The organism is Micromonospora sp. NPDC005174 (assembly GCF_040608495.1).
Taxonomy (GTDB): domain Bacteria; phylum Actinomycetota; class Actinomycetes; order Mycobacteriales; family Micromonosporaceae; genus Micromonospora.
This window is the reverse complement of sequence record NZ_JBEXIJ010000016.1, coordinates 17905-39281: the sequence shown is the minus strand read 5'-3', so window position 1 is coordinate 39281 and position 21377 is coordinate 17905. Positions and strand designations below refer to the sequence as shown.

Sequence of the window (21377 nt, the reverse complement as noted above, 5' to 3'; positions counted from 1 at the left end):
GTGCGGGCCCTCGTGCCCAACTCCGGTCGGCGGCAGGTTCGCAGCAGCCGCTGAACCGGGAGGGTGACGCGATGCCTGACATACGACCCACGGTGGGCTCCGGCGCGCTGGTTCTCAACGCCACCTACGAGCCCCTGTGCGTCGTGTCCGTGCGTCGCGCCGCGATCCTCGTCCTCTCCGCCAAGGCTGTCTGTGTCGCCGACGGCGACGGCATCCTGCACAGCGCCAGGGACGCCCTGCCGGTGCCGTCGGTCGTGCGGCTGACCCGCTTCGTCCGGGTGCCCTACCGCACCCACGTCGGGCTGTCCCGCCGCGCGATCTTCGCCCGGGACGGCTGGCGGTGCGCCTACTGCCGGGGGCCGGCCGAGACCATCGACCACGTCTTCCCGCGCAGCCGGGGTGGCCGGCACGCCTGGGAGAACGTGGTCGCCGCGTGCGCACGGTGCAACCACACCAAGGGTGACAAGACCCCTGCCGAGCTGGGCTGGCGGCTGCACGCCCTGCCGACCGCGCCGAAGGGCACCGCGTGGCGGGTCCTCGGGCACCGCGCTCCGGACCCGCGCTGGGCCGACTGGCTCGACCTGCGCGAGCCCGAAGCTGTCGCCTGACCCGGGCCCGCGCCGGACCGGTCCCCACGACCTGCGCGAGCCCGGTCCGCGGCAGGGCCGCCCGGGTTCAGCTCCGCTCGTCGGACGCCCGACGCGTCGCGCGCTCGTGGCGGTCGACCGCCCGTCCGTGCGCGACCGCGAGCAGCCGATCGACCTCGGGCAGCAGCTGTGGACCCGGCATCACGATGCTGGCGAAGCCGTACAGCGCGTAGCCCGGGTGCGGTGTGAGCGTGTCCAGCCGCGCGAAGTCGAAGGCGTCCCGGTGCTTCTCGAACGCCTTCGGCGCGAAGCCGAACACCTTCTCGAACTCGGCCCGGCCCAGGTCCAGGTTGAGGCGGAAGACGCCGGGGCGGTCGAGCTGCCCGGCCTCGTCGAAGCCCGGCACGTCGTGCTCGACGATGGTGGCGAACGGTTGGCGGCGGTCCGCGCCGACGTAGAAGAAGCGGTCACCCCACGCGCCCTCGGGTGATCCGTCCTCCGCGCTCGCCACCACCTGCTCGACGTCGGGCAGCGCGGCGATCCGGTCGGCGAGCACTGTCGCGTGGACGCCGCTGGGGATGTGCAGCACCGCGTCGGCGTTGTCGATGGTGGCCTGGTCCAGCGGGAAGTAGCGGTAGTCATGCGTACGGCGCTCGGCCGGTGCGATGTCGGCCGCCGGGACGTACCCGGGGAGGTCGCCCTTGCGCTGGAGCCGGCCCTCGTACGTCGACGGGGCGGGCGCGCCGATGCCGAGCGCCGGGCTCACGCCGAGGCTGCCGGCGACCACCGCGTACCGCTCGCCCAGCAGCGCCCCGACGATCGCGCCGGCGCCCGCCCACGACACCGTCGTCGTGCCCATCGTCATGGTGCTCGGATGCCGCTGGAGGTGCGTGTTGTGCGCGAAGACCAGCGTCGGTCCACGGTGTGCCTCGACCGCCCGGATCGCGAGCAGGTTCTCGGCCATCAGCGCGTCCCGGACGCCGGCCAGGCGCGCGAACCGTTCCTGGTCTTCCAGCGGGGCCGCGGCCGCGGCGTGGTAGCGCAGCAGGGCGACCGCCGACGTGGCGTGGACGTGTGCCGCCTGCCAGCCCGCGGGCCGCCGGTGCGCCTGGAGGTACAGCTCGGTCAGCAGGTCGTCGGCGAGGACCCGCAGCCGCTGGGCGTCCGCCGAGCGTCCGACCGAGCGGCCCGGCTCCCAGACGGCGGCGGAGTCGCTCCACCGGGCCTCGTCCCCGACCAGTTCGTCGATCTCGGCCGACCGGTCGAGGTCGAGGAAGTCACACACCCGCGTCAGGTGCCGGCGCGGGCTCGGTGCCCCCTCGATCTCCAGCGGGGCGTCGAAACCGTGGAACCGCAGTCGTTGGTCGGCGGGGCGTCCGGTGTTCCACTCGCGCATGCGCAGCAACAGGTCGCGGTTGGCCGGCGCGCTGCCGAAGTCGTGACTGAACCCCTCGGCGAGCGCGCGGTCGAGCGGCACGGCCGCGCCCTGCACGAACTCGTCGGCGAGCAGTCCGGCGGCCCGGTCGCTCTCCAGGGCGACGGAGCGGTAGCCGTGCTCGGCGAGCGTCAGAAGGGTGTCGTTGCGGACCTGGAGGAAGGCGGACTCACCATGCGTCGGCTCGCCGAGCGCGAGCAGGTCCGGCGAGCCGGCGAGCAGGTCGAGAAGAGTGGTCATTGCATCGACCGTATCGTTGAACCGGCGGTTGAGACTTCGGAGCAACGGAGTGCGGTGGCAACCACAAAACCTTCAAACCCAGGGGTACGCCGACCGATCGACCTCGCGCGGCGGCACGGGCTGTCGGCGCAGGCCGTCCGCAACTACGAACGCGACGGCGTGCTGCCACCGGCCGAGCGCGCCGCGACCGGGTACCGCCGGTTCACCGAGGTGCACGCTCGGGCGTTGAGCGCCTACCTCGCGCTCATCGCGGGCCACGGTCACGCGGCCAGCGGCGACATCATGCGCGCCGTCAACCGCGGCGAGGTCGACACGGCGCTGCGGGCGATCGACCACGGTCATGACCTGCTGCGACGCGACCGGGAGACGCTGGATGCCGTCGAGGCGGCGGTCACCACGCTCACCACCGAAAGACCCGCGCCGCAGAGTCGGCGGGCCGTGCCGATCAGCGTGCTCGCGCACCGGCTCGGCGTACGACCCGCGACCCTGCGCAAGTGGGAGTCGGCCGGGATCCTGCGGCCGGAGCGCGACCGGGTCACCCGTCACCGCGTCTACTCACCCGACGACGTCCGGGACGCCCAACTCGCCCACCTGCTGCGCCGGGGCGGATACCGGCTGAGCCACATCGCCGACGTGCTGCGTCGGGTACGGGACGCCGGCGGCGCCGAGCCGCTCGCCGCGTCGCTCGCCCAGTGGCGCGTGCGGCTCACCGAGCGCGGCCGGGCCATGCTCACCGGGGCGGCCCGGCTCGCCGAGTACCTCGACGCCGACGGGGGAGGTCAACCGCCCCGGGCCTTGACCAGCGAGGCGAAGACCACCAGGTTGTCCGAGTAGCCGGTCTCACCACCCACCCACCGGCCGCCGCAGGTGATCAGCCGCAGGCTGGGGCGGCTGAAGTCGCCGTACACCTCGTCCACCGGCAGCCGTTCCTTGTCGAACTTCTGCACCGAGTCCACCTCGAAGACCGCCACCTGGCCGTCGGCGCGGGTGATGTCGACCTGGTCACCGGAGCGCAGTTCCCGTAGTCGGTGGAAGACGGCCGGCCCGGTGGTGGTGTCCACGTGTCCCACGATCACCGCCGGTCCGTACTGCCCCGGGGTGGGGCCCTGGTCGTACCAGCCGGCCTCCTGGGCGCGGCCCACGTCGGGCACGGCGATGGTCCCGTCCGGGGCGATGCCCACGTCGTGCAGCGGAGCCCGCAGGTCGATCGTGTCGATGGCGAGGGCGGTCGGGCGGCTGGCCGGCAGTACCGGGAACTTCTTCGGCGGCGGCCGCAGGCCCGCGCTGATCCGCTCCGGCAGCAGGCTCACCCCGGTCACCTGTTCGACGCCGAGCATCGCCACGATCAGCACCATCAGCGTGGCGATGATCAGGACCGGCAGCCCCGGCCGGTCACCGAGCCGACGCCGGGCCAGGGGTGGCCCGCCGGGACGGCGCGGCGGCAGCGGGCGGGCGTCCGGGTCGGTGGTGGCCACGCTGGCGGACACCGCCTGTCCGGCAACTCGTCCGAGCCGGCCCGAGACGCGGGCCACCAGCCGTCCGGAGGCGCGCAGAGCGGCCCCGGCCGGGACGCGGGCAGGACGATCCGGCCGCGCGGAGCGGGCACGACGGTCCAGCCACGCGGAGCGGGCAGGTCGGTCCAGCCACGCGGAGCGGGCAGGGCGGTCCAGCCGCGTACGCGCGGATCTGCGAGTCATGGCAGGTCCGGGTCAGGCGCCGGCTCCGGGCCGACGCCGACCGCCCGCCATGCCGAGCGCGATCACGGCTGCCACCAGGGCCACGCCGCCGAGGACGAGGACCGAGCCGGTACCCCGACCGCCCGCGGTGCCGCCGCCTCCGGTCGCCGGTCCCTTGCTGGGCGAGGCCATGTTGAGCACGGTCAGCATCGTCTGGGCCGTCTGGTTGTTCTGGCAGCGCAGGTCGACCTGGTAGTCACCGGGTTCCTTGTTGCCCGGAACGGTGACCTCCCCCTTGAGGAAGCCGTTGTCCGGCCTGAGCATGACGTGCCCGAACGCGTCGGAGCGCACGTTGGCCTGCCGATTGTTGTTGTTGTCGCAGCTCGCGCGGATCGTGACCCGGCTGCCGGCCGGGACGCTGTTCGGTGTCACCTCGACGAAGGTGTTCTCACCGGCCCGGGCTGGCGCGACCGACAGCAGGACGAACGCCCCGATGAGCCCCACCAGTGTCAGAACGGACGAGAGCGCGCGGTTGATCGTGCGAAGACCCTGCATGATTTCCCCCCAACCGGCGACGACCGCCGGAACCCTCCCCTGGGCACGCGCGCTGCTTTCCCCCCACCCCAACGGCAAACCCCCGCCCCCCCCGCCCCCCCGCCCCACACCCCCGCGCCCCACCCCCGCCCAGCCCGGGCTCCCGCGATCTTGCACTTTCTGCGGCGACAAACCAGGGCGTAAGGGGCTTTTCGGCAACAGAAAGTGCAAGATCGGCGCAGGAGGGGGCGGGGCGCGGGGGTGTGGGGGAGGGGTGGGGGTGGGCTAGGGGTGGGGGGTTATGGGGTGCCAGGCCAGGGGGGAGGACAGGACCATCGTGCTCGAGGGCTGGCCGTACGGGGCGAGACGGTCGATGACCGCCTCGAAGTCTCCGATCGAGCCGGCGGCCACCTTGAGCATGCTGCACGCGTCACCGGTGATCCGGTGGATCTCCAGGATCTCGGGCCAGCCGGACACCTCGGGGTTGTGCAGGATGCAGCGCGCCCCGTAACAGGACATCCGGATCAGGGCGACCACCGTGCGACCGGCCCGGGTCAGGTCGACGTGGGCGTGGTAGCCGGTGATCACTCCGGTCTCCTCGAGCCGGCGGACCCGCTCGGCGACCGCTGGTGGGGACAGGTGTACGCGGCGGGACAACTCGCTGAAGGAGAGCCGGGCGTCGGCCTGCAACTCGCGCAGCAGCGCCCAGTCCATGTCGTCCACGCTCGAACCTTACTTTCGTGAACCGAATTCGCCTAGCTGCCTTTTGTTCGTCAGGTCAGACCAGCAAGTCCCGTTGATCCGGCATTCCGCAGGCCGATCCCACCGCGAGATCATGACGTCGGTAGCTTCGGGCAGAGGGAGACGACTGGTGGAATCGACGGAGCGGCGGGCGTCGAACCGTGTCGCCACGGTACGACCGGTGACCCCGCGACAACGGGCGGCCCGCGCCGCCCGCAACGGTGGTGAGCCGACCCTGGAGTTCGCCGACCTGGTGCCGTACGACGCGTACGTGCGGGCCAGCGCCCTGCACCAGTTGCAGCAACCGCTGAGCGACGATCCGGGCGAGATGTCGTTCCTCATGGTCAGCCAGATCATGGAGCTGTACTTCGGGCTGACCTGCCACGAACTGCGCGAGACCCAGCGCCTCCTGCGCGCCGACCGGATCTGGGACGCGCTGGCCCCGTTGCGCCGCGCGAAGCTGCACCTGGAAGGGCTGAACGCCGCCTGGCAGGGCCTGCGCTGGATGACCCCGGCCGACTTCAACCGGTTCCGCAACCTGCTCGGTGAGGGAAGTGGTTTCCAGTCGGCCATGTACCGGCATCTCGAGTTCCTGCTCGGGCTGCGCGACCCGGCGCTGATCCGCCCGTTCCGCCGGCAGACCGAGGTGCACGCCGCCCTCAGCGCCGCGCTGGCCGTCCCGAGCCTCTGGGACGACGTGGTCGCGCTGCTGGCTCGCCGTGGCTTCGACATTCCCGCCGACCTGCTGAACCGGGATGTGGCGGTCGAGCACGAACCGCAGCCGGAGGTCGAGGCCGCTTGGGTGCGGGTCTACGCCGACGGCGGCCCGGACAACCACCTGCTGCTGCTCGCCGAGGCGCTCAGCGGCGTCGCGGAGGAGTTCGGCGACTGGCGGTGGAACCACGTCAAGGCGGTCCAGCGCACAATGGGCGCCAAGGTCGGCAGTGGCGGCTCCGCCGGGCTGGCGTGGTTGCAGCGCAGCATGGCCCGGGTGGTCTTCCCGGAGCTGTGGTCGGCCCGCACCGCGATGTGACCGGAGAGCGAGACACCCCTGTGGACACCCCTGAAAACGAAGCACGTCGGCGGGACGAGGCCGACCCGGGTCACCGGCACCTCTTCCACGTGCCGCCCGCCGACGGCGGCGACCACGCCGAGTCGGCGTACCTCGCCGGCAACTCGCTCGGCCTGCAACCCCGGGCTACCCGCGACGAGCTCCTCGCCGACCTGGACGCCTGGGGGCGCCTCGGCGTCGAGGGGCACCTGGAGGCCGAGCGCGCCTGGCTGCCGTACCACGAGCTGTTGACCGGGCCGGCCGCCCGACTGGTCGGCGCCCGGCCCGCGGAGGCCGTGGTGATGAACTCCCTCACCGTCAACCTGCACCTGCTGATGGTCAGCTTCTACCGCCCGGCCGGCGCCCGCACCCGCATCGTCATCGAGGACGCGGCCTTCCCCTCGGACAGCTACGCGGTACGCAGCCAGGCCCGGTTCCACGGCCTGGACCCGGACGACACGGTGGTCCGGTTGCGCCCCCGCCCCGGCGAGGACGCGCTGCGCACCGAGGACGTCACCGACTACCTGGCCGCCGAGGGCGACCGGGTGGCGCTGGTGCTGCTCGGCGGCGTCAACTACCTCACCGGCGAGCTGCTGGACATCCCGGCGATCACGGCCGCCGGTCGGGCGGCCGGCGCGGTGGTCGGCTGGGACCTCGCCCACGCGGTCGGCAACGTGCCGCTGTCCCTGCACGACTGGGATGTCGACTTCGCGGCCTGGTGCTCCTACAAGTACCTGAACTCGGGGCCGGGCGCCCTGGCCGGCGTCTTCGTGCACGAGCGGCACCTCGGCGATCCCGACCTGCCGCGCTTCGAGGGCTGGTGGAGCACCGCGGCGGCGACCCGGTTCGAGATGACGCCGGTGTCCCGGCCACCGGCCACCGTGGAGGCGTGGCAGATCTCCAACCCGCCGATCTTCGCGATGGGTCCGGTGCGTACCTCGCTGGAACTGTTCGACGCGGTCGGCATGGAGTCGTTGCGCGCCCGCAGCCTGCGCCTCACCGGCTGGCTGGAGTCGCTGCTCGACGAGGTCACCGCCGACCGGCCGCTGCGGGTGGTCACCCCGCGCGAGGAGGCCCGCCGGGGCTGCCAGCTATCGGTCCGCGTCGGCGCCGGCAACGCCGCCGAGCTGACCAAACGCCTACGGTACGAACACGGCGTCATCGCCGATGCCCGGGAGCCGGATGTCGTCCGCTTCGCCCCGGTGCCGCTGTACTCGACGTACCTCGACTGTTGGCGTGCCGCCGCCGCGCTGGAGGCCACGGTGGGACGGGTCAACCCGTGACGGCCCGGCGCGACGAGGTCGCGATCATCGGCGCCGGGCTGGCCGGTTGCCTCGCCGCCTGCTTCCTGGCCCGGCGGGGCTACCCGGTGGCCCTCTACGAGCGGAGGTCGGACCCGCGTACCGGCACGGCCGAGCGGGGACGTTCGATCAACCTGGCGCTCTCCGAGCGCGGGCTGGACGCGTTGCGGCGGATCGGCCTGGCCGAGCAGGTGATGGCCGACGCGCTGCCGATGCGCGGCCGGATGATCCACCCGGTGGAGGGCGAGCCGCAGTTCCAGTCGTACAGCGCGGCCGGCGACCGGGCCATCAACTCGATCAGCCGGGGCGCGTTGAACAACGCTCTGCTCGACGCCGCAGCCGCGCTACCCGGGGTACGTGTCGTCTTCGACCATCGCCTGGTCGGCCTCGACGCGACCGACGGCTCGCTCAGCTTCGACACCCCGCACGGCACGGTCGCCGCCAAGGCGTCGGTCGTGCTGGGCGCCGACGGCGCGGGCTCCGCCGTGCGTGGGCAACTCCTGGCGTACGGGTTGCTGCGTGAGAGCGTGGACTTCCTCGACTACGGCTACAAGGAGCTGACGATCCCGCCGCTGGGCGGGGACTTCGCGCTCGAAGAGGACGCGCTGCACATCTGGCCGCGCGGCACCTCGATGATGATCGCGCTGCCGAACCCGGACCGCTCCTTCACCTGCACGCTCTTCTGGCCCAACGAGGGCGTCGGCAGCTTCGCCGCCCTGGACAACCCGGCCGCCATCAGGACGTACTTCGCCGAGCAGTACCCGGACGTGATCCCGCTGGCTCCGACCCTCGTCGACGACTACCAGCACAACCCGGTGGGGGTGCTCGGCACGGTCCGCAGTACGCCCTGGCAGGTCAACGGCACCGTCGGCCTGCTCGGCGACGCCGCCCACGCCATCGTGCCGTTCTACGGTCAGGGCGCGAACTGCGCCTTCGAGGACGTCGTCGAGTTGGACCGCTGCCTGGACGAGTGCGCCGACGAGTGGTCCGCGGCGCTGCCGCTGTTCCAACGTCGGCGGCAGGAGAACGCCGAGGCCATCGCCCAGATGGCGTTGACCAACTTCGTGGAGATGCGCGACAGGGTCGCCTCGCCGGTCTTCCAGACCCGCAGGCGGGTGGAGCACGCACTGGAACGGGCCCTGCCCGGCCGGTACATTTCGCAATACGAGCTGGTGTCCTTCTCCACCACCCCGTACGCCGAGGTGCGCCGCCGGGTCCGCCGGCAGCACCGCGTGCTCGGCGCGGTCGTCGGTGGGGCGGCGCTGCTGCTGGCCGGCGCGCTCGCGGCGGCGCTCAGCCGAGGGAGGCGCGCGTGACGACACTCTGGGACCCCACACTGATGACCGGTCACGCGCCGGCCGGGCCGCCACGCCTGCGTAACTTCGTGGGCGGCGAGTTCGTCGACGGCGGCCCGACGTTCACCAAGGTCAGCCCGGTGACCGGCGAGCCGGTCTTCGAGGTGGTCGAGGCGTCGCGGTCCACCGTGGACGACGCGGTGGCCGCCGCCCGCGCGGCGCTGCGCGGGCCGTGGGGCCGGATGGGGGAGCGTGAGCGCGCCGAGGTGCTGCGTCGGGTGGCCGACGAGCTGGAACGCCGCTTCGACGACCTGGTGACCGCCGAGGTCGCCGACACGGGCAAGTCCATCGCCCAGGCCCGCACGCTGGACATCCCGCGCGGCGCGGCGAACTTCCGGGCGTTCGCCGAGATCGCGGCGACCGCGCCCACCGAGTCGTTCACCACGGTCACCCCGACCGGCGGCCGTGCCCTCAACTACGCGGTCCGCAAACCGGTCGGCGTGGTCGCGGTCATCGTGCCGTGGAACCTTCCGCTGCTGCTGCTCACCTGGAAGGTCGCCCCGGCCCTGGCCTGCGGCAACGCCGTGGTGGTCAAGCCCAGCGAGGAGACTCCCGCGTCGGCGACGCTGCTCGCCGAGGTGATGGCGGCGGCCGGCGTACCCGAGGGTGTCTTCAACCTCGTGCACGGCTTCGGTCCGGATTCGGCGGGCGAGTTCCTGACCCGCCACCCGGGCGTGGACGCGATCACCTTCACGGGCGAGTCGGCCACCGGCGGCGCGATCATGCGGGCCGCCGCCGACGGGGTGAAGGCGGTCAGCTTCGAGCTGGGCGGCAAGAACGCCGGACTGGTCTTCGCCGACGCCGACCTGGACACCGCGGTCGCCGGTTCGGTGCGGTCCAGCTTCACCAACGGCGGTCAGGTGTGCCTGTGCACCGAGCGCATCTACGTGCAGCGCCCGGTCTTCGAGGAGTTCACCGCCCGGCTGGCGAAGCGGGCCGGCGAGCTGGCGTACGGCTGGCCCACCGACGAGGCCACCGCCACCATGCCGCTGATCTCGCCGCAGCACCGGTCGAAGGTGCTCGGCGCGTACGAGCTGGCCCGCGCCGAGGGCGCCGAGGTGCTGACCGGCGGCGGTACGCCCACCTTCGGCGACGCCCGCGACGGCGGCTCGTACGTGCAGCCGACGGTGCTCGCCGGCCTCGGCGCGGGCGCCCGCACCAACCGGGAGGAGATCTTCGGCCCGGTCGTGCACGTCGCGCCGTTCGACACCGAGGACGAGGCGTACGCCCTGGCCAACGGCACCGAGTACGGCCTCGCGGCGACGGTGTGGACCCGGGACGTGGGTGTCGCGCACCGGGCCGGGATGCGGCTGGACGCGGGCATCGTCTGGGTCAACACCTGGTTCCTGCGTGACCTGCGGACCCCGTTCGGTGGGGTGAAGGCGTCCGGCATCGGCCGCGAGGGCGGCCTGCACTCGCTGGACTTCTACTCCGAACTCACAAACGTCTGCGTGGACCTGTCGTGAGCCGAAGCGAGGGAGCGGGCATGGAAGCCGACATCGAGGCCGCCAACCGGGAGCTGGCCGAGGCCCGCAGCACCGGCAAGCCGTGCCCGCCACTGCGTGGTCGGCTGCTGCCGGAGGGGGACGTCGAGTCCGCGTACCGCGTGCAGCAGTTGCAGACGCGGGCCTGGCAGGGCCGGGGCGAACGCCGCGTCGGCGCGAAGATCGGCCTGACGTCCCGGGCGGTGCAGGAAACCTTCGGGGTCTTCCAACCGGACTTCGGGATGCTGACCGACGAGATGGCCGTCGGCGACGGGGTCGAGGTGCCGATCGACCGGCTGCTCCAGCCTCGGGTCGAGGCGGAGATCGCGTTCGTGCTGGGCGGCGACCTCACCGAGGAGCGGATGACCACCGTCGACCTGATCCGCGCGGTCGACCACGTGCTGCCCGCCATCGAGATCGTCGATTCGCGGGTCGCCGGCTGGGACATCTCCATCGTGGACACGGTCGCCGACAACGCGTCCAGTGGGCTTTTCGTGCTGGGCACCACGCCGCGTCGGCTCGCCGACGTCGACCTGCGGCTGTGCGGGATGGTGCTGGAGCACGCCGGCGAGCCGGTCTCGGTGGGCGCGGGCGCCGCCTGCCTGGGCAACCCACTGCACGCCCTGCACTGGTTGGCCAGTACCCTCGCCCGCGCCGGTGATCCGCTGCGCGCCGGGGACGTGGTGCTCTCCGGGGCACTCGGCCCGATGGTGCCGGTCACCCCCGGGGCTGCGTACGAGGCGCGGATCTCCGGGCTCGGCTCGGTGCGGACCTGTTTCGGCAAGGAGGGTTCGGCATGAGCGTCGGCGTGGCGGTGCTGGGATCGGGAAACATCGGCACCGACCTGATGATCAAGGTTCTCCGCCTGAGTGACAGCCTGCGGATGGTGGCGATGGCCGGTATCGACCCGGCCTCGGACGGCCTGGCGCGGGCTCGCCGCCTGGGCGTCGTCACCACCGCCGACGGCGTGGACGGCCTCGTCGCGCTGCCCGAGTTCGCCGACGTCGAGCTGGTCTTCGACGCCACCTCGGCCGGCGCGCACCGCCGACACCACGAGGTGCTGCGGGCGCACGGCCGCACCGTGGTCGACCTGACCCCGGCCGCGATCGGCCCGTACGTGGTGCCGCCGGTCAACCTCGACGAGCACCTGCACGAGCCGAACGTCAACATGGTGACCTGCGGCGGACAGGCCACCGTGCCGATCGTCGCCGCGGTCGGTCGGGTCACTCCGGTGGCGTACGGCGAGATCGTCGCCTCGATCGCGTCGAAGTCGGCCGGTCCGGGCACCCGGGCCAACATCGACGAGTTCACCGAGACCACGGCCCGGGCCATCGAGGTGGTCGGTGGGGCCGAACGGGGCAAGGCGATCATCGTGCTGAACCCGGCGGACCCGCCGCTGCTCATGCGCGACACCGTCTACTGCCTCTGCCCGGACGCCGACGCCGACACCGCCGCCATCGCCGCCTCGATCGGCGACATGGTGACGAGGGTCCAGGAGTACGTGCCCGGCTACCGGCTCAAGCAGGACGTGCAGTTCGACCGGGTGCAGGCGTACCTGCCATCGCTCGGGCGTCAGCTCACCGCCCTCCAGGTGTCGGTCTTCCTGGAGGTCTCCGGCGCCGGCCACTACCTCCCGGCGTACGCCGGCAACCTGGACATCATGACGTCGGCCGCGCTGCGCACCGCCGAGCGGCTGGTGGCCCTGCGCGCGACGGGAGCGGTGGCATGACGGACCTGTACATCCAGGACGTGACGCTGCGCGACGGCATGCACGCCATCGCCCACCGGTACACCGTCGACCAGGTGCGGACGATCGCCGCCGCGCTGGACGCCGCCGGAGTGGCCGCCATCGAGGTCGCGCACGGCGACGGGCTCGCCGGTTCCAGCGTCAACTACGGCCACGGCGCGGCCAGCGACGCCGAGTGGATCTCCGCCGCCGCCGAGGTGCTGACGAACGCGAAGCTGACCACCCTGCTGTTGCCCGGCATCGGCACCATCGCCGACCTGAAGGCGGCGAAGGCGCTCGGCGTGACGAGCGTCCGGATCGCCACCCACTGCACCGAGGCGGACATCTCCGCCCAGCACATCTCCTGGGCCCGGGACAACGGCATGGACGTCGCCGGGTTCCTGATGATGTCGCACATGAACGATCCGGCCGGGTTGGCCGCTCAGGCCAAGCTCATGGAGTCGTACGGGGCGCACTGCGTCTACGTCACCGACTCCGGTGGCCGGCTGCTGATGTCCGACGTGGCGCAGCGGGTCGACGCGTACCGGCAGGTCCTCGAACCCCAGACGCAGATCGGCATCCACGCGCACCACAACCTGTCGCTCGGGGTGGCCAACAGTGTGCTCGCCGTCGAGCACGGCCGGGTCCTCGGTGACGGTCCGGTCGGGTCGCCGTCGGGCCGGACCGTCCGCGTCGACGCCTCCCTCGCCGGCATGGGCGCGGGCGCCGGAAACGCGCCGCTGGAGGTCTTCGTGGCGGTCGCCGAGCTGCACGGTTGGAAGCACGGCTGCGACGTGTTCGCGCTGATGGACGCCGCCGACGACCTCGTCCGCCCGTTGCAGGACCGGCCGGTCCAGGTCGACCGGGAGACGCTCTCGCTGGGGTACGCCGGGGTCTACTCCAGCTTCCTGCGGCACGCCGAGCGGGCCTCGGCGAAGTACGGGGTGGACGTCCGGTCGATCCTCGTCGAGCTGGGCCGCCGCCGGATGGTCGGCGGTCAGGAGGACATGATCGTGGACGTGGCACTCGACCTCGCCGGGCAGAAGGAGCAGTCATGATCGGACCGGACGTCGCCGGGATCGCCGAGAAGCTGGGCGCGGCGGCCGACACGGCCACCCCGATCCCGCAGCTCGCCGCCGAGACCGGTCTCGACGTGGACGCCGCGTACGCCGTCCAGGCGGCGCTGGTGCAGCGCCGGGTCGACGCCGGTGCGCGGCTGGTCGGGCTGAAGATGGGGCTGACCAGCAAGGCGAAGATGGCCCAGGTCGGTGTGGACGAGGTGATCTGGGGGCGGCTCACCGACGCGATGCGGGTGCCCGACGGTGGCGTGGTCGACAGGTCCGCGTACATCCATCCCCGGGTCGAACCGGAAGTGGCGTTCCTGCTGGACCGGCTGCCCGAGCCGGGCGAACCGGTCGGCGACTTCGCCACGGCGGTCCGTGCGGTCGCACCGGCCATCGAGTTGATCGACTCCCGGTACGCGGACTTCCGCTTCTCGCTGCCGGACGTGATCGCCGACAACACCTCGGCCGCCGCGTTCGTGATCGGCCCGTGGTCGCCGGTGCCGGCGGGGCTTGACAACCTGGGCGTGCTGCTGGAGGTCGACGGTCGGGTGGCGCAGGTCGGCTCGACGGCGGCGATCCTCGGTGATCCGCGCCGCGCGCTCGACGAGGGCATCCGGCTGGCCGGCCGGCACGGAGTGCGCCTGGAGTCCGGTTGGGTGTTCCTGGCCGGCGCGGCCACCGCTGCCGTCCCGCTGCGCCCCGGCGCGCATGTCCGCGCGGTCGTCGAGAAGCTCGGCACGGCGTCGCTGCGGGCCTCGTCGTGACCGCCCGGGTGGTCGCCGGCAAGGCCACGCCGCGCGGGGCCTTCCCGCACGTCAAGGTGGCGGGCGGGTTCGTCTTCGTCTCCGGTACGTCGTCCCGGCGCCCGGACAACAGCTTCGCCGGTGTCGAGGTCGACGAGTTCGGCACCACCAACCTGGACATCCGGGCGCAGACGCGGGCGGTCATCCAGAACGTGCGGGATCTGCTGCGCTCGGTCGGCGCGGACCTCACCGACCTCGTCCAGGTGACGTCGTACCTGGTCAACATGAACGACTTCGGCGGTTACAACGAGGTGTGGGCGGAGTTCTTCGACGCCTCCGGGCCGACCCGCACGACGGTGGCGGTGCACCAGTTGCCGCACCCGCACCTGCTCATCGAGATTCAGGCCGTGGCCCTTCTTCCCTCGGGAGGTCAGTCGTGAGTGAGATCGCCGAGCCGTTCAGCTTTCCGGGCTGGATCGCCGACAACCAGCACCTGCTGAAGCCACCCGTGGGCAACAAGGAGATGTTCCCGGGCGGGGACGACTTCATCGTCATGGTGGTGGGTGGCCCCAACCAGCGCACCGACTTCCACGTGGACCCGTACGAGGAGTTCTTCTACCAGGTCAAGGGCAACATGCACATCAACCTGATGACCCCGGAGGGGCCGCTTACGGTGCACGTGCGCGAGGGTCAGATGTGGATGCTGCCGCGCAACACCCCGCACTCGCCGCAGCGGCCCGAGGCCGGCTCGATCGGTGTGGTCGTCGAGCGGGTCCGCGAGGAGGGCACGCTGGAGACGTTCCAGTGGTACTGCCCGGAGTGCGGCCACAAGGTGCACGAGGTGGAGTTGCAGGTCCGCGACATCGCGGCCGACCTGCCACCGGTGTTCCAGGCGTTCTACGCCGACGAGTCGGCCCGTACCTGCGCCAACTGCGGCACCCTGCACCCGGGCAAGGGCTGATGCCCGCTGGTGTGGTCGACGTGCACACACACGTCGTACCGAAGGGGTGGCCGGACCTCGGCGCGGCGTGCGGTGGGTCCGGTTGGCCGTGGTTGCGGATGGACTCCGAGCGCGCCGCCATGATCATGGTGGGGGAGACGGAGTTCCGCCCGGTCGGCGCGGAGTGTTGGGACGCGTCCCGCCGCCTGGCCGACATGGACGCCGACGGCGTGGCCGTGCAGGTGGTGTCGCCGACGCCGGTCTTCTTCAGCTACGACCGCCCGGCCGAGCAGGCGGTCAAGGTCGCCCGGATCTTCAACGACCTGACCCTGGAGGTCACCGCGGCCGGTGGCGACCGGCTGGTGCCGTTCTGTCAGGTGCCCCTGCAGGACCCGGACGCCGCTTGCGCCGAACTGGATCGCAGTCTCGCCGCCGGGCACGTAGGCGTGGAGATCGGCAACCACGTCGGCGACCGGGACCTGGACGACGCCGGCGTGGTGACCTTCCTCCAGCACTGTGCCGAGGTGGGCGCACCTGTCTTCGTCCACCCGTGGGACATGCCGGGCGGCCCACGCCTGGACCGCTGGATGGCCCGCTGGCTCACCGGCATGCCCGCCGAGACGCACCTGTCGGTGCTGGCGATGATCCTGGGCGGTGTCTTCGACCGCGTGCCCGACACGCTGCGGATCTGCTTCGCGCACGGAGGGGGCAGCTTTCCGTTCTGGCTCGGTCGCGCCGACAACGCCTGGCACCGCCGGGGTGACCTGGTCCGTGGGGCGTCCGTCGCGCCGCCCAGCAGTTACGTCGACCGGTTCAGCGTCGACTCCGTGGTCTTCACGCCGCCGGCGCTGCGGCTCCTTGTCGACACGCTGGGGGAGGATCGGGTGCTGGTCGGCAGCGACTACCCGTACCCGCTGGGGGAGCGGCCCGTCGGCGCGGTGGTCGACGCGGCCGACTTCCTCACCGACGCCCAGCGCGTCAAGCTGCGATCCACCAACGCCCTGCGCTTCCTGCACGGGCGGCGCTGACGCGACTCGGGCCTGTCCCTGCGGGCGGTCGCCGGGGTGGCGTCCCTGCGTTCGGTCGCCGGCGCAGCGTCCCGGCGGGCGGTCGGCGGCGCGGCGTCCTGGCGGGTGGTCGCCGGGGCGGCGTCCCTGCGTTCGGTCGGCGGCGGGGCGTGCACCTGTTCTGCTTCCTTTGCTCTGCTTCACCCCACGCAACACCGCGTGTCCGGTAATCGGACATCTGCTGTTGCCTCTGTTGAAGCAGAGCAAAGGACCGACAGGAAGGGTGCGGCGGTCGGCGGCGCAGCCCGACCCAGCGGGCCCGACCCGGCGGGCCCGACCCAGCGGGCGGACCGGGCGGGATGTCGATCGGATTCCGGAGCTGCCGCCGAGGCCCACGCCGTGTCGGCCCGCTGACGGCCGCTCCCAGCGGGCAGGATGAGGACATGGCCGAGCCGCACGACCTGACCGCGTTGGAGCAGGCCGCCGCGATCGCCCGCGGCGAGGTGTCCAGCGTCGAGCTGGTCGAGCATCACCTGCGCCGGGTCGCGGCGCTCGGCGACACCGTGGGCGCGTTCGTCACCGTCACACCCGAGTTGGCCCATGCCGCCGCCCGCGCCGCCGACGCCGCGCCGGCGCAGGGGCGCGGCCCGCTGCACGGCGTACCGACCGCCATCAAGGACCTCACCCTCACCGCCGGGGTACGCACCACCTTCGGCTCGGCCGCCTTCGCCGACTTCGTCCCGCCCGTCGACGCCGACGTGGTCCGGTTCATCAAGGCCGCCGGCCTCGTCAGCCTCGGCAAGACGACCACCTCGGAGCTGGGCTGCTCGCTCTACTCGGAGGGCCGCGTCGCGCCGCCGGCCCGCAATCCGTGGCAGTTGGCGTACACCGCCGGTGGTTCCAGCGGCGGCGCGGCGGCTGCGGTCGCGGCCGGCCTGGTCCCGGTCGCCCAGGGGTCCGACGGCGGCGGCTCGCTGCGCATCCCGGCGTCGCTCTGCGGCCTGATCGGCTACAAGCCCAGTCGCGGCCTGGTCTCCGGCGGGCCGCTCGGCTCCGGTGCGTTCGGCCTGCCCACCAGCGGGCCGCTCGGGCGGACGATGGCTGACGTCGCCGCGCTGCTCGACGTCATGGCCGTCCCGGTGCCCGGCGAGCCCTACCTGCCCCCGCCCGCGCCGCCCGGGGGATACCTGGCCGCCGCGCGCCGGGCCGATCCGGGCCGCGTGCGGATCGGCCGGTTCACCACGCCGATGCTCGCCGACGAGCCGGTGCACCCCGACTGTGTGGCCGCCGTCGACACCGCCGCCGCACTGCTCACCGCCCTCGGCCACGAGGTGGTCGAGGTACCGCCGCCACTCACGCCGGCGGCGTGGCCGCTGTTCGAGATCATCTGGTACGTCCTGGCGCTCGCCCCGGTGCCGGCGCACCGCGAGCCGGAGCTGTTGCCGCTGACCCGACTGCTGCGCGCCCGGGGCGCCGAGGTGTCCGCCGGGGCGCTGTCCGCGACCCTCGGCGAGCTTCAGGCGCAGGTACGTCTCGGCGCGGCCCGCACCGCCGGCTGCGATCTCCTGCTCTGCCCCACCCTGGCCGCGCCACAGGCGCCCGTCGGCTGGTTCACCGCCGACGGCGACCCGGCGGCCGATTTCGACCGGCAGCGCCGATTCTCGCCCTACAGCGCCATCTTCAACGTCACGGGCGACCCCTCGGTCTCCCTGCCGCTGGCCACCACGACCACCGACGGGCTGCCCGTCGGGGTGCTGCTCAGCGCCCGGTACGGCGACGACGCGCGGCTCATCGCTACCGCTGCGCAACTGGAGCACGCCAGTGACGGATGGGATCGGCACCCCGCAATCTGGCGAGCCGTCGACTCCGCTAACGTGAATGGCGACGGAGTTGGCCGGTCGCCATCATGATCGTCCATCCGACCCGCTTGTTCGAGGTCCTTCTTCCGCCTGGGGGCGTTGGGATTGTCTGTTACCGAGACGGTGCTGGTCTTCGTCGGCATCCCGTTGGCGGCAGTGCTGGTGATCGCCGGCCTGACGTACGCCGGCAGCCGTGGGGGTGCCAACGGCGGTGGTGGTGGCACCAAGCGCTACCGGCCGGGCCGACCCTTCGAGTTCACTCCGGTCTGGTTCCTGGGCCGCCCGGAGCAGCTGGCCGACTCGGCCGGCACCGCGCTGACGGCGGGCGCTCAGGCGCCCGCGCTGACCAGCCACAAGCTAGAGCAGGCCAGCGTCGAGGCGCCGGCCGGTGGAACCGGAGGCGCAAGTGACCGTTGGTGAGAAGCAGGCCGGGACGGAAAATCCGCCCGAGGTGCTGGACGGGCCGTTCTCGACCCGCCAACTGCTGCGCATCGACGAGGCCCTGCGCCTGGCCGACCAGGGCACCGGGCTGGTCTTCTCGGTGTTCGTCGGCGGCCTCGACGAGCCGATCCGTGAGCACGCCCAGCGGCTGCACCGCCAGCTCGCCGACCCGGACAAGTCGGTGCTGATCGCCGTGTCGCCCAACCAGCGCCAGTTGGAGATCGTCACCGGGCGGCACGCCCGCAAGCGCATCCCCGACACGTACGCCAAGCTGGCCGCGCTCTCCATGGTCGGCGCGTTCAGCGGTGGCGACCTGGCCGGCGGCATCATCAACGGCCTCGACCAGCTCGCCAGCCACGCCGGCAAGGGCTGAGCCCCTCCTCGTACGTCGAAGAAGCCCGACCCGCCGCACGGCAGGTCGGGCTTCGACGTGTCAGGGCCTTTCTGTCTCAGCGCGGCCAGCGTCGGTTCCCACCCACGCCGGCCCGGGCCGCGTACTCCTGGTGTCAGCTCTGCTGGGCGTCCTTGGCGCGGGCCTTGATCGCCCGCGCCACGCCGTCGCGGCCCTCGGCGACCAGGCGACGCAGCGGACTCGGGTTGCCGTCCTCGGCCAGCCACGCGTCGGTGGCCGCCACCGTGTCGTCGTCCACCAGGTACGTCGGGTACGCCAGCTGGGCGAACTCCTGCGCCGGCTCGCTGTCCCGGGTGGCCCACACCTGGCCGACCGCCGCGAAGTACCGCTCCCGGTACGGGGCGACCAGCTCCACCTGCGCCGGGTGGGCCAGGCCCTGCAACAGCGCCCGGTGCCGCCAGTTCGGCAGCGCGTCCGGGCCGGTCAGCAGCGCCCACACGGCGGCCTTGTTCTCCGCCGTCGGCACCAGCGCGTGCGCGTACGCGGCCTCCCGCTCGCCGCTGGCCGTCCGGTCGCCGGCCAGCTCCGCCTCGACCTCTGCCGCGCCGGCCGCGCCGTTGGCCACCAGCGCGCCGAGCACCGTCCAGCGCAGCTCGGTGTCCACGGTCAGCCCCTCCGGAGCGCCGGTGCCGTCCAGCCAGCCGCGCAACGTGGCCAGGTCCTCGTCGGAACGGGCGGCCGAGGTGAACGCCCGGGCCCAGGCGAGCTGGAAGCCGCTGCCCGGCTCGGCGGCGGCGAGCGCGTCCTTCGCCGCACGGGCCAGCCCCGCCCAGCCGGTGGCCGCCCACGCCGGGTCGGCGTAGAGAGTGAGCGCGGTGGTGGCCTGGCGCAGGGTGGCGGTGACCAGGTTGATGTCGGTCTCGGCGGGCAGCCCGGCCAGCACCAGCGCCACGTAGTCGCGCGTCGCCAGCTCGGCGTCGCGGGTCATGTCCCACGCGGCCGTCCAGCACAGCGCGCGGGCCAGCGACGAGTCGAAGCCGCCGATGTGCTGCACCACGGTCGCCATCGACCGGTCGTCGAGGCGCAGCTTGGTGTAGCTCAGGTCGTCGTCGTTGAGCAGCAACACGTCCGCCGCCCGGACGCCACGCAGCTCGGCGAGGTCGGTCCGCTCGCCGGTCACGTCCACCTCGTACCGCTCGCGGCGGACCAACTGGCCGTCGGCCAGGTCGTACAGGCCCACGCCGATCCGGTGCGTGCGCAGCGTCGGGTACGCCGTCGGCGCCTCCTGCCGGACGATCACCTGCTCGTACGTGCCGTCGGCGGCGATCGTCACCTCCGGACGCAGCGTGTTGACCTGCGCGGTCTCCAGCCACTGTGCCGCGAACTTGCGCAGCTCCCGGCCCGAAGCGGCCTCCAGCTCGGTGAGCAGGTCGTCGAAGGTGGCGTTGCCCCACGCGTGCTTGCCGAAGTACGCCCGCAGCCCGGCCACGAACGGCTCCTCACCCACGTACGCGACGAGCTGCTTGAGCACGCTCGCGCCCTTGGCGTAGGTGATGCCGTCGAAGTTGACCTCGACGGCCTCCATGTCCGGCATCTCGGTGTAGACCGGGTGGGTGGAGGAGAGCTGGTCCTGCCGGTAGCCCCAGTTCTTGCGGATCGACAGGAACGTCGTCCACGCCTCGGTGAACCGGGTGGCGTTGGTGTTGCACCAGTGGCTGGCCCACTCGGCGAACGACTCGTTCAGCCACAGGTCGTTCCACCAGCGCATGGTGACCAGGTCACCGAACCACATGTGCGCCAGCTCGTGCAGGATCGTGTTGGCCCGCTGCTCGTACTCGTAGTCGGTGACCTGCGAGCGGTACAGGTAGTGCGACTCGGCGTGCGTCACGCAGCCGAAGTTCTCCATCGCGCCGGCGTTGAAGTCGGGCACCCAGAGCTGGTCGTACTTCGGCAGCGGGTACCGCACCCCGAACTTCTCGTGGAAGAAGTCGAAGCCCTGCTTGGTGATCAGGAACAGGTCGTCGGAGTCCAGGTAGCGCGACATGGACGCCCGGCAGAACACGCCCAGGTCGATGCCGTCGTGGGTGTCGCGCACCTCGTGGTACGGGCCGGCGCACAGCGCGGTGATGTACGTGCTCATCCGGGGCGACTCGGTGAAGTGGATCGTCTTGAGGTCCTCGCCGGCCGGCTCCTCGCGCTCCACCGGCATGTTGGACACGACCCGCCAGTGCGCGGGCACCGTCGCGTGCCAGGTGTAGACGCTCTTGAGGTCGGGCTGGTCGAAGCAGGCGAACACCCGCTGCGCGTCGGCCGTCTCGAACTGGCTGTAGAGGTACGTCTCGCCGTCGACCGGGTCGACAGTGCGGTGCAAACCCTGCCCGCTGTTGGAGAAGGCGAAGTCCGCGTCGACGACCAGGGTGTTCTCGCTGGCCAGCCCGGACAGGGTCAGGCCCTTCTCGGCCGACCAGTCGGACAGGTCCACCGAGTCGCCGTTCAACGTGGCGGACCGCACCGACTCGGCGGCCACCTCGATGAACGTGCTCGCCCCCGCTTCGCCGCAGCGGAACCGGACCTCGGTCGTCGACCGGAAGGTGCGGCCGTCGGCCGCCAGCACGGCGGTCGACAGATCCAGACTGATGTCGTACCCGGTCACCTCGAGCAGGCGTGCCCGCTCCGTCGCCTCGACCTGCGTCAGGTTACGCACTCCCGGCACTGTTCGTCTCCATCCCACGTCTCGCCGTACGCCCGGCGGCGCCCGTCTGCCGACCGCTCGTGACGTCCGGCCCGGTCCGAGTCTTCCACGTAAGGCCAGCCATCGGTGGTCGAGGTCACGCTCTCCTT

The 21377-nt window shown here is 72.4% G+C and carries 21 protein-coding genes; 16 read left to right on the top strand and 5 right to left on the bottom strand.

Annotated elements, in window-relative coordinates; all coding sequences use genetic code 11:
- The first annotated feature begins 71 nt into the window (after window positions 1-71).
- Entirely contained in the window at window positions 72-608 is a 537-nt protein-coding gene (locus ABZU91_RS18740) for an HNH endonuclease (RefSeq protein ID WP_355241651.1), read from the top strand.
- A gap of 67 nt (window positions 609-675) precedes the next feature.
- On the opposite strand, the gene ABZU91_RS18735 is transcribed toward ABZU91_RS18740, so the two are convergent.
- Window positions 676-2262: a DUF6194 family protein gene (locus ABZU91_RS18735; protein WP_355241649.1), complete on the bottom strand. Its 1587-nt coding sequence runs from the start codon at window positions 2260-2262 to the stop codon at window positions 676-678.
- Window positions 2263-2316: 54 nt separating this feature from the next.
- On the opposite strand from ABZU91_RS18735, the gene ABZU91_RS18730 reads away from it, so the two are divergent.
- Window positions 2317-3096 (top strand): TioE family transcriptional regulator, encoded by a 780-nt coding sequence (locus ABZU91_RS18730; protein WP_355241647.1) that lies wholly within the window; start codon window positions 2317-2319, stop codon window positions 3094-3096.
- Here ABZU91_RS18730 and ABZU91_RS18725 read toward each other — a convergent pair.
- The 3 genes from ABZU91_RS18725 to ABZU91_RS18715 all read right to left on the bottom strand — a co-directional run bounded on the left by ABZU91_RS18725 (window position 3042) and on the right by ABZU91_RS18715 (window position 5195).
- A complete protein-coding gene (locus ABZU91_RS18725) occupies window positions 3042-3815 on the bottom strand; it encodes a class F sortase (protein WP_355241940.1) in 774 nt (257 codons plus the stop codon). The two genes, ABZU91_RS18730 and ABZU91_RS18725, sit on opposite strands and share 55 nt — an antisense overlap.
- A gap of 156 nt (window positions 3816-3971) precedes the next feature.
- Window positions 3972-4493: a hypothetical protein gene (locus ABZU91_RS18720; protein ID WP_355241645.1), complete on the bottom strand. Its 522-nt coding sequence runs from the start codon at window positions 4491-4493 to the stop codon at window positions 3972-3974.
- A 264-nt stretch (window positions 4494-4757) separates the two neighbouring features.
- Window positions 4758-5195 (bottom strand): Lrp/AsnC family transcriptional regulator, encoded by a 438-nt coding sequence (locus ABZU91_RS18715; RefSeq protein ID WP_355241643.1) that lies wholly within the window; start codon window positions 5193-5195, stop codon window positions 4758-4760.
- A gap of 148 nt (window positions 5196-5343) precedes the next feature.
- Between ABZU91_RS18715 and ABZU91_RS18710 the strand changes: the two genes are divergently transcribed.
- From ABZU91_RS18710 to ABZU91_RS18645, 14 genes are all read left to right on the top strand, one after another.
- Complete coding sequence (locus tag ABZU91_RS18710) at window positions 5344-6246, top strand: tryptophan 2,3-dioxygenase family protein (protein ID WP_355241640.1); 903 nt, start codon at window positions 5344-5346, stop codon at window positions 6244-6246.
- Between the two features lie 20 nt (window positions 6247-6266).
- Entirely contained in the window at window positions 6267-7547 is a 1281-nt protein-coding gene (gene kynU, locus ABZU91_RS18705; RefSeq protein WP_355241637.1) for a kynureninase, read from the top strand.
- Window positions 7544-8881, top strand: coding sequence for an NAD(P)/FAD-dependent oxidoreductase (locus ABZU91_RS18700; protein WP_355241634.1), 1338 nt, complete (start codon window positions 7544-7546; stop codon window positions 8879-8881). The genes kynU and ABZU91_RS18700 overlap by 4 nt, the downstream gene beginning before the upstream one ends.
- A 23-nt stretch (window positions 8882-8904) precedes the next feature.
- Window positions 8905-10386, top strand: a complete 1482-nt coding sequence (locus tag ABZU91_RS18695) for a 2-hydroxymuconic semialdehyde dehydrogenase (protein WP_355241938.1) — start codon at window positions 8905-8907, stop codon at window positions 10384-10386.
- A 20-nt stretch (window positions 10387-10406) separates the two neighbouring features.
- Window positions 10407-11204, top strand: a complete 798-nt coding sequence (locus ABZU91_RS18690) for a fumarylacetoacetate hydrolase family protein (protein ID WP_355241631.1) — start codon at window positions 10407-10409, stop codon at window positions 11202-11204.
- Window positions 11201-12133: an acetaldehyde dehydrogenase (acetylating) gene (locus ABZU91_RS18685; RefSeq protein WP_355241628.1), complete on the top strand. Its 933-nt coding sequence runs from the start codon at window positions 11201-11203 to the stop codon at window positions 12131-12133. Before ABZU91_RS18690 ends, ABZU91_RS18685 begins: the two co-directional genes overlap by 4 nt.
- A complete protein-coding gene (gene dmpG / locus ABZU91_RS18680; protein ID WP_355241625.1) occupies window positions 12130-13188 on the top strand; it encodes a 4-hydroxy-2-oxovalerate aldolase in 1059 nt (352 codons plus the stop codon). Before ABZU91_RS18685 ends, dmpG begins: the two co-directional genes overlap by 4 nt.
- Entirely contained in the window at window positions 13185-13958 is a 774-nt protein-coding gene (locus ABZU91_RS18675; RefSeq protein WP_355241622.1) for a fumarylacetoacetate hydrolase family protein, read from the top strand. Before dmpG ends, ABZU91_RS18675 begins: the two co-directional genes overlap by 4 nt.
- Window positions 13955-14377, top strand: coding sequence for a RidA family protein (locus tag ABZU91_RS18670; protein ID WP_355241619.1), 423 nt, complete (start codon window positions 13955-13957; stop codon window positions 14375-14377). The genes ABZU91_RS18675 and ABZU91_RS18670 overlap by 4 nt, the downstream gene beginning before the upstream one ends.
- A complete protein-coding gene (locus ABZU91_RS18665; RefSeq protein ID WP_355241616.1) occupies window positions 14374-14898 on the top strand; it encodes a 3-hydroxyanthranilate 3,4-dioxygenase in 525 nt (174 codons plus the stop codon). The genes ABZU91_RS18670 and ABZU91_RS18665 overlap by 4 nt, the downstream gene beginning before the upstream one ends.
- On the top strand, window positions 14898-15905 hold the full coding sequence (locus ABZU91_RS18660) for an amidohydrolase family protein (RefSeq protein WP_355241613.1): 1008 nt from the start codon (window positions 14898-14900) through the stop codon (window positions 15903-15905). Before ABZU91_RS18665 ends, ABZU91_RS18660 begins: the two co-directional genes overlap by 1 nt.
- 422 nt (window positions 15906-16327) lie before the next feature.
- Window positions 16328-17794: an amidase gene (locus tag ABZU91_RS18655; protein ID WP_355241610.1), complete on the top strand. Its 1467-nt coding sequence runs from the start codon at window positions 16328-16330 to the stop codon at window positions 17792-17794.
- Between the two features lie 72 nt (window positions 17795-17866).
- Window positions 17867-18163, top strand: coding sequence for a hypothetical protein (locus tag ABZU91_RS18650; RefSeq protein ID WP_355241935.1), 297 nt, complete (start codon window positions 17867-17869; stop codon window positions 18161-18163).
- Window positions 18150-18557, top strand: coding sequence for a DUF5130 family protein (locus tag ABZU91_RS18645; protein WP_355241608.1), 408 nt, complete (start codon window positions 18150-18152; stop codon window positions 18555-18557). The genes ABZU91_RS18650 and ABZU91_RS18645 overlap by 14 nt, the downstream gene beginning before the upstream one ends.
- A gap of 133 nt (window positions 18558-18690) precedes the next feature.
- Here the strand turns inward: ABZU91_RS18645 and pepN are convergent, their stop codons facing one another.
- Entirely contained in the window at window positions 18691-21240 is a 2550-nt protein-coding gene (gene pepN, locus ABZU91_RS18640) for an aminopeptidase N (protein WP_355241605.1), read from the bottom strand.
- Window positions 21241-21377: the final 137 nt, after the last annotated feature.

Excerpts from the sequence above, each read along its gene's own strand:
- dmpG (WP_355241625.1), top strand. The coding sequence starts at position 12,130 with ATGACGGACCTGTACATCCAGGACGTGACGCTGCGCGACGGCATGCAC.
- ABZU91_RS18660 (WP_355241613.1), top strand. The coding sequence starts at position 14,898 with ATGCCCGCTGGTGTGGTCGACGTGCACACACACGTCGTACCGAAGGGG.
- ABZU91_RS18685 (WP_355241628.1), top strand. The coding sequence starts at position 11,201 with ATGAGCGTCGGCGTGGCGGTGCTGGGATCGGGAAACATCGGCACCGAC.
- ABZU91_RS18690 (WP_355241631.1), top strand. The coding sequence starts at position 10,407 with ATGGAAGCCGACATCGAGGCCGCCAACCGGGAGCTGGCCGAGGCCCGC.
- ABZU91_RS18675 (WP_355241622.1), top strand. The coding sequence starts at position 13,185 with ATGATCGGACCGGACGTCGCCGGGATCGCCGAGAAGCTGGGCGCGGCG.
- ABZU91_RS18720 (WP_355241645.1), bottom strand. The coding sequence starts at position 4,493 with ATGCAGGGTCTTCGCACGATCAACCGCGCGCTCTCGTCCGTTCTGACA.
- ABZU91_RS18695 (WP_355241938.1), top strand. The coding sequence starts at position 8,905 with ATGACCGGTCACGCGCCGGCCGGGCCGCCACGCCTGCGTAACTTCGTG.
- ABZU91_RS18740 (WP_355241651.1), top strand. The coding sequence starts at position 72 with ATGCCTGACATACGACCCACGGTGGGCTCCGGCGCGCTGGTTCTCAAC.
- ABZU91_RS18735 (WP_355241649.1), bottom strand. The coding sequence starts at position 2,262 with ATGACCACTCTTCTCGACCTGCTCGCCGGCTCGCCGGACCTGCTCGCG.
- ABZU91_RS18655 (WP_355241610.1), top strand. The coding sequence starts at position 16,328 with ATGGCCGAGCCGCACGACCTGACCGCGTTGGAGCAGGCCGCCGCGATC.